Origin of the sequence: Cryobacterium inferilacus, from assembly GCF_019599185.1 — a bacterium.
In the GTDB taxonomy this organism is placed as follows: Bacteria; Actinomycetota; Actinomycetes; order Actinomycetales; family Microbacteriaceae; genus Cryobacterium; species Cryobacterium inferilacus.
Genome location: NZ_JAIEUL010000031.1, coordinates 25,286 through 31,554, shown reverse-complemented (window position 1 = coordinate 31,554; position 6,269 = coordinate 25,286). Strand labels below are relative to the sequence as shown.

General features: G+C 61.5%; 8 protein-coding genes. 2 read left to right on the top strand and 6 right to left on the bottom strand.

The genetic code is table 11. From position 1 onward, the window contains the following. The first annotated feature begins 355 nt into the window (after positions 1-355). Positions 356-772 carry a hypothetical protein gene (locus tag K2F54_RS18025; RefSeq protein WP_220607240.1) on the top strand — a complete coding sequence of 139 codons (417 nt, stop codon included), beginning with the start codon at positions 356-358 and terminating at the stop codon, positions 770-772. 399 nt (positions 773-1,171) lie between these two features. On the opposite strand, the gene nrdH is transcribed toward K2F54_RS18025, so the two are convergent. The 6 genes from nrdH to K2F54_RS17995 form a co-directional block, all read right to left on the bottom strand. Beyond that, entirely contained in the window at positions 1,172-1,396 is a 225-nt protein-coding gene (nrdH, locus tag K2F54_RS18020; protein WP_220607239.1) for a glutaredoxin-like protein NrdH, read from the bottom strand. A gap of 10 nt (positions 1,397-1,406) precedes the next feature. Then, on the bottom strand, positions 1,407-1,814 hold the full coding sequence (locus K2F54_RS18015; protein WP_220607238.1) for a hypothetical protein: 408 nt from the start codon (positions 1,812-1,814) through the stop codon (positions 1,407-1,409). Continuing rightward, entirely contained in the window at positions 1,814-2,431 is a 618-nt protein-coding gene (locus K2F54_RS18010) for a ParA family protein (protein ID WP_431193898.1), read from the bottom strand. Before K2F54_RS18010 ends, K2F54_RS18015 begins: the two co-directional genes overlap by 1 nt. Before the next feature lie 376 nt (positions 2,432-2,807). Next, complete coding sequence (locus tag K2F54_RS18005; protein WP_220607236.1) at positions 2,808-3,773, bottom strand: hypothetical protein; 966 nt, start codon at positions 3,771-3,773, stop codon at positions 2,808-2,810. 346 nt (positions 3,774-4,119) lie between these two features. Further along, on the bottom strand, positions 4,120-4,350 hold the full coding sequence (locus tag K2F54_RS18000; RefSeq protein ID WP_220607235.1) for a hypothetical protein: 231 nt from the start codon (positions 4,348-4,350) through the stop codon (positions 4,120-4,122). A 131-nt stretch (positions 4,351-4,481) separates the two neighbouring features. Continuing rightward, entirely contained in the window at positions 4,482-4,802 is a 321-nt protein-coding gene (locus tag K2F54_RS17995) for a hypothetical protein (protein WP_220607234.1), read from the bottom strand. Positions 4,803-5,373: 571 nt separating this feature from the next. Between K2F54_RS17995 and K2F54_RS17990 the strand changes: the two genes are divergently transcribed. Then, complete coding sequence (locus K2F54_RS17990) at positions 5,374-6,264, top strand: nucleotide-binding protein (RefSeq protein WP_255577280.1); 891 nt, start codon at positions 5,374-5,376, stop codon at positions 6,262-6,264. Positions 6,265-6,269: the final 5 nt, after the last annotated feature.

Sequence of the window (6,269 nt, the reverse complement as noted above, 5' to 3'; positions counted from 1 at the left end):
TAGGTGTGGCGCGTCGCAGCCAGAGCGTCTCGCAATTTTGCCGACTGTCTCATATCCTCATTGCCTCATATCCCATGCCATATGAGACTGGTGATACCGCCTTGAGCCGCCCGAACGTGGCTCGTTGACCGCTCGCTCGCCTCTTCCGAGCACCAGCACCATTGACCGCATGGGCAGTGCCATCTAGAGTTCAGCCAGGTTGTGACGTAGCAGCCGACTCTTGGGGGGACTCATGTACACAAGCGCCGCGAACATGTCTCAGTCAGCTTCTGTTGCGCTTGCTGTCGCAGCGATGTTGATGCTGTCGCTCGCAGGATGTTCAGCCTCCCCAGCGTCGGGAGATAACGCACCTGTCGTGCTTGACAATCTGCCGGAAGTTGTGGCGTCGGATCAGCAGCTGGATGAGTTGGTAGGCGGCGTGTCGGAAGAGGAGTACACGGCGGCCTTCGACCGCTTCGAGGCGTGCATGGTGAAAGCCGAGCAGCCGCTGGTGGGTGTTGAGAAGGATGCGGACATCATTACGTTCTCAATGTCGAGTGCTGCCTATGATTCCGGCGACTATGACCGGTGTTACTTTGGCGAGTTCCAACGCGTCGATGAGCGATGGCAGTTCCAGAACAAAGACAGCTCAACCGCCACCATCATTTATCAGGCCTGCCTAACCGCGGCCGGAGTGCCACCGAAAGAGTCGTCCGAACAGGTCTGGGCGCAAATGATTGAGGCTGGGATCGACCCGGAAAAATGCGCGCTAGAAAACGGTCCCGAAGGCTGATCGACGTCGGCGACTGAGCATGCGCAAGGTGTCTCGAAACCAGAGCGTCTTGTATCCCATGGGATACAAGACGCTGTTTACCCACTCTGAGCCAACGCAAGTAACCAGGTCGATGAGCCAATAGCGGTCACAGAACGCCGCCACATAGCGCCGAAAATCACAGCTTCGAGCCGTACAGAAGGCATCGGACGCCGTGGTCGAGCAGGGAGAAGCACCGGCTCCGCTACCGGACAGCGCCCCGGACCCGGACCCGATGGAGGTCGAGCGCTCACAACGTCAAGTACATCTGTTCGGCGACCCCCTCCTCAACTCCGGCGAGAACGATCGCTGACGCTCTCCCGCACGCGATAGGTCCTGGACGCGAGACCCTGGGTCGACCTCTCCCCTGGCTTAACCGGTTCACGCGTGCTGGCTGATTTTGTCTGGACGAAAACCTGACCAGTGGTCGTGTTCGTCCGCCACGACTACGGGGGCTTGGCTGTAACCAAGCTCCTCCATGACGTACTCCAACGCGGCAGCGTTGGTGGTCAGGTCTATGACCTGGTACTCAATCCCCTTGCCGTCGAGCGCGCGATAGGTTGCGATGCACTGCACGCAGTTCGGCTTGCTGTAGACGGTCATCATGGTTGAGCCGTTAGTCGGTGAGGCCGAGTGACTGGCGCAGCTGGTCCTCTGTTGCGCCCTGCAGCTCGCCCTGGTGCTTGATAAGCAGGTCGAGGGCAACTCGTATCAAGGTGTTGTCTGTCAGGCGCTCACCGGCGCCCTGTCGGCGCTGGTTAAGTTCCTTGCGCTGCGCTTCAACCCATTCGAGCTGGTCGGGTCGAATGCGGGTTTCTTTGCGCTCGTAGGTGAGCCAGCGAGGGACGCTGCGAACGTCCTGAGGCCAGTCAGCGGGAGGCGCTGCCAGCACGCTCACGGGTGCAGCTGGTGCCGCTGCAACGGTCGGCGACGCGGCCGGCGCAGCCTTCTCGACCGGTGGCGCTGCGGGGCCGGCTACGGCAATGTCGCCGCCGAGCATGGAACCGAGATCCTTACGTGCCATTAGTGAACCGCCTCTGTCGTCTCGTGTGCCCAGACCGTGAGCAATTCGGTTGTTACTGCAGCCAGGTCGGCTTGCGCCTTCGACGCGTCCCGGCCGCCATAGTGCAGGATCGAGACGCCCTCCCCTGTGGCGTCCTCGTATACCTGGTACTCGCGCAGGAAAGAGCGGAAGTGCAGGTATCCCGCGCCGTCGAGAAGGTCGTACAGGCCGCGTGCGTCCTTGAACGTGCCCGTCGCGTCGATGCTTCGCGGCTTCACGCGGTTCGCCAGAACTCGGTAGGGCACGCCACGGGTTATGACGTGTTCGTTGAGCGTGCGCGTGAGGGGCTTAATCGACAACGCTGTGGCCTTGCACGGCAGGATGACAAAGTCGGCCACGTCGAGAACAGCGTCCAGCACGGGGAGGTCGTGCAGCGAGCCGGGTGTGTCCACCAAGATCACGTCGTATGGCAGCTCACGCAACCGGGCCAGGTTGCCCACCTCTGTATCTGCGGCTAGGTCGAACTCGAATTCGGGGCCGTGGTCGAACCACCAGGCGCTTGACTGCTGCGGGTCAACGTCAACGACCAGGACACGTGAACCAGATGCAGCCAGGGACGCGGCCAGGTTGATTGTCACGGTGGACTTACCGTCCCCGCCCTTTTGCTGAGCTACTGCGACTATTCGCATGTGGTGACCTTTCAGATTGAGACCGAGTTCGTAACTCGGAGTTCGGAACTCCGAGTTAGCAGTTCGGAGCTACAGAGTCAGCCTAGGTGCAACAGGTCGCGCCGTCAAGCAAGTTCGGAGTTCCGAAGTCGTAGTTCGTAGTTCGTAACTAGGAGTTCCGAACCCGGAGTTACTAAGTCCCACGGTGAATCTCGATGTCAATTCCTCGCACACCTCGTAACTCGTAGTTCCTAGTTCGGAGTTCGGAAGAGAAACAACCTCGTGGCAAGGAATCGCGCAGCTATTCGTTGGCGTCACCCGATGGGGAACGGTTGAGCTGGGGGAGTCAACGGCGCGCGGAGAGGCCGGCTGTCCCTCGTGTCGGTCTAATCCGCTTGGGGAAGTCGCGGCGCATCTGGTCCAAGATCGCTTGCACGGCTGCCTGGTCGATAGCGGCCACGCGCTCGGCCTCCTGGCGAGCTTCCGCGGCGCGCGCTGCCTGCTCGACGGCTCGACGTGCGGCTGCGGCGGCGTGGCGCGTGCGGTTGGGCTCTGCGCCGGCTTCTCGGGCTTTGTTGATGAGCCAGGCCAGGTAGGCCACGGGATCGCGGTGGGCGCGCGGATCGACGTTGCGTGCGCCAGTGCTGGCGCAGAACTGATCCACGGCAGCCAGGAGGCCGTGAGCGGTCCAGTCATGGCCGGTCACGCCCAAACGCTGGAGGAACAGGCTTACTGTGCCAACGTGCCGGCCCTTGTTGAGCCAGGGGAGGCGGGCCACCAACTCGGCGGCTAGGCGCTGATCGATCAGCGGGCGCGGTTTGCGATCGTGACCACGGCGCTTGTTCTTCATTGATCTTTGCTGGGGGAGCGAAGCGACCGGCCGACGCGCGTCAGCGCGTGTTGGTGATAATTTAACAACGGGAGATAAAGACTTACCTTCCCGGGGGGAAGGTAGCTGGACATTTTCCACAGGCTGCTTCTTCGGCAGCGTCAGCGCGCGCAGTGATGCGGCGCGGTACTGGCGGCCGCCGTGCACCTGGTGTGCGGCCGTGCGCTCGCTCCTGGTGAGGTAACGGCCGACAGCGATAGTGACGGAGAATCCCAGTGTTTCCAGCAGCTCACGGGCTCGCTGAACGGTCTTGCCTGACATGCCCAGCTCGGCCGCGACTGTCTCGTGTGCGGTGCTGACTCCCCGGCCGGTGGCCACGTCCGCTGAGAGCCAATCAGCGCGCGCCACGCGCAGCAGGGTGCCGGCGGCGACCTTGGCCAGGCGGCGGCATTCCTCGCCGGGGGGAGTCGCCAGGCAGTCCATTAGGGCGTCGAACCAGGCCGCGCCACTGGTCCATGCGACTACCTCGGAGTAAGCACCTTCGGCCGGTTGCAGCGACCAGGAGGCCGCGCGATTCTCTCCATTCTCACGAGGGGCGCCGGACGTCCGCACAATGGGGGACACGACAGTGCCGGTTTTTGGCGCGTGAGCGAGCGTTTTGGGCGTGTTTACGCTTATGATGAAGTCACTCCTTCATTGGGGTACAGCAAAGGCCCGGTTGGTAGCCGGTGGTTTTGCGGGAAATGCTCTGAACCTGGTCAGTCGCCAAACTTCTTCAGGTTCGAGCCATAGCTTCAAGGCCCGTCGCGAAAGCGGCGGGCCTTACTTGTTAGTCGGAGTCGATGGGCAGCTCCCCGTCACGGTTCTTTGAAGGCATCCACGGCGGTATGCCCTGGTCGGTGAGTTCAAGGTGATCGACAACCTGCTCAAACAGCACGGCCGCCGAAACGTCGGCTCTCTCGGCAATCGCAATGAACTTCTCGCGTTGCTGCTTTTGGACAACCCAGCCGAGGGTCACCGGATCAACAAGGGTGCCTCGTTCGCGCCGTCGGATTGCCATAGGAGAAACACTATTCCTATATCTCGGACTACGGCGCGCATCGGCGGCGTGTCTTCGAGATGAAGCGTGCATGCGTGCGCTGACGAACAGAGTCCAAGGAGACTCCCCGCTACGACTGCTGGGAGGGGTGTTCAGCCCAGAAGGTGCGCGACTGTAGCGCCGAGGTCTTCGGCGATCAGTTCGCGGTTGGCCCAGAACGTGGTCTTGGATGGTCGACGCTTCAGTTCGTCTGGTGCATCGTCCTCGATGTAGCCAAGTCGGCCGAGATCCTTCAGCGCCTCGTGCACCGAGTTGCGCGACATTACGTCTTCCGGGATGAGATCGAAAAGCTCGGTGTACGTCAACGGTCTTTTGAGAACAATGCGCAGCACGATCGCTCGCGTGGGAGCCGAATAGGCCTCGTGGAAACGGGCCACCCGTTCGGGGGCGTTGATTCCAGGCATGTCGTTCATTTTGGCGGAACTCCTCACGTCCTGTTGGAGCCGAGAGTAGACGGGCATGCTCCACTCCGTTGCATATCCACCAAATGTGGACAGTTCCGCCAGTGTCTGCGGGTCGTGATAGTGAGGTCATATCTCTCTTTTTGTGTCCGCATTTAGGGGGACATTGAGTAATTTACGCGTCATTACGGGAAATTTGTTTGAACTTTCTTTGGGAATTACCCCTATTCAGGTGCCACGCTACCGCCTCTTTCGGCGACACTTATAGGGCATCTCGGGGGCTCGTTATCTTCCTCGAATGTGTATGAGTCTATTCGAGAGGAAAACAATGACTGAGAACAGTCGAGGACGTGACGCCGGGGTATTCGGTGGCGCTGCCCGCGCTAGCCAGTACGTCGAAGTGGACACGAAGCGGCCAGCCGTGGCACCTACAGCCAAGGTGGCGGGCAAGGATGATGGCGGCCCGTCCAGCTCGATACCAATCGTCACGTTGGGCCCGGCCACCCCAGCGCCTGGTTCACAATCAGTTCTCTTCGGGGGCGGGGCGAACGAGTCAGCGCTGCCTGACCGAGGTAAAGCCACCATGGGTTTCCGCGGCGCTATGGCCAGGATGGGACTGCCGGTCAAGCCAGGGCCCGATGAAATCGAGGCCCGGCGCGTCGAATCGGTGCGCCGCGCCGCCGAAACGGTTATCCGCCAAGCGACCTGGACGCGCGCCGTTTCGGTCCTGGTGAACAACCCCAAGGGCGGGACCGGGAAAACTCCTACAGCGGTCATCCTCGCGGGTGTACTGGCATCGATCCGTGGGGGATCAACTGCGGTCCTGGAAGTTTCTGACGACCCGGGGGCGTTGGGTTATCGGGCCGAAGGCAACCCGAAGCTTGGTCTGGGGGAGTTGGTTCGCGATGTTGACCAGGTCAAGACCGCCGGCCGACTCCATGGCTACACCGCCCCGCAAACGTCGTTTGCTGACGTGATCGCCTCGACCGGCCGGCGGGACCGTCTGAGCGGTGAGGCCGTGGTCTCGGTCTGCAAGGTCATCGATGAGTTCTACGGGATTCGCGTTATGGACTCGGGCAACGTCACTACGTCGTCTGCTTTTCAGGGCGCGGTCTCGGTTGCCGACGTTCTCGTTATCCCCGTGATGAACGCGGGGGACTCGGTACTCGAAGCGATTCAGCTACTCGAGGAGCTGCGCGCTGCTGGCGGCCAGGCCAAGCGCCTGGCAGACACCGCTATCGCTATTCGGCTCACGGACGGCCGGCCGGAAAACCAAGCTGTTTCCGATGAGGTGGCGCGCCTGCTGTACGAAGCCGGCATTACGTCGCTGCACGAAGTTCCCTATGACGCCCACATTGCCGAGCGTCAGCAGATCACCCTCTCCAAGCTCGCGCCCGCGACTCGTGACGCATTCACGGCCGCCGCGGCCGCGGTAGTTACTTCCCTCAAAAACTCGGTTTCGACCGAACACTGAAAGGC

What these genes read in the sequence shown, in the direction of transcription:
- K2F54_RS18005 (WP_220607236.1), bottom strand. Translation starts at nt 3,773, where the DNA reads ATGGACTGCCTGGCGACTCCCCCCGGCGAGGAATGCCGCCGCCTGGCC.
- K2F54_RS18015 (WP_220607238.1), bottom strand. Translation starts at nt 1,814, where the DNA reads ATGGCACGTAAGGATCTCGGTTCCATGCTCGGCGGCGACATTGCCGTA.
- K2F54_RS18000 (WP_220607235.1), bottom strand. Translation starts at nt 4,350, where the DNA reads ATGGCAATCCGACGGCGCGAACGAGGCACCCTTGTTGATCCGGTGACC.
- K2F54_RS17995 (WP_220607234.1), bottom strand. Translation starts at nt 4,802, where the DNA reads ATGAACGACATGCCTGGAATCAACGCCCCCGAACGGGTGGCCCGTTTC.
- K2F54_RS17990 (WP_255577280.1), top strand. Translation starts at nt 5,374, where the DNA reads ATGGGTTTCCGCGGCGCTATGGCCAGGATGGGACTGCCGGTCAAGCCA.
- nrdH (WP_220607239.1), bottom strand. Translation starts at nt 1,396, where the DNA reads ATGATGACCGTCTACAGCAAGCCGAACTGCGTGCAGTGCATCGCAACC.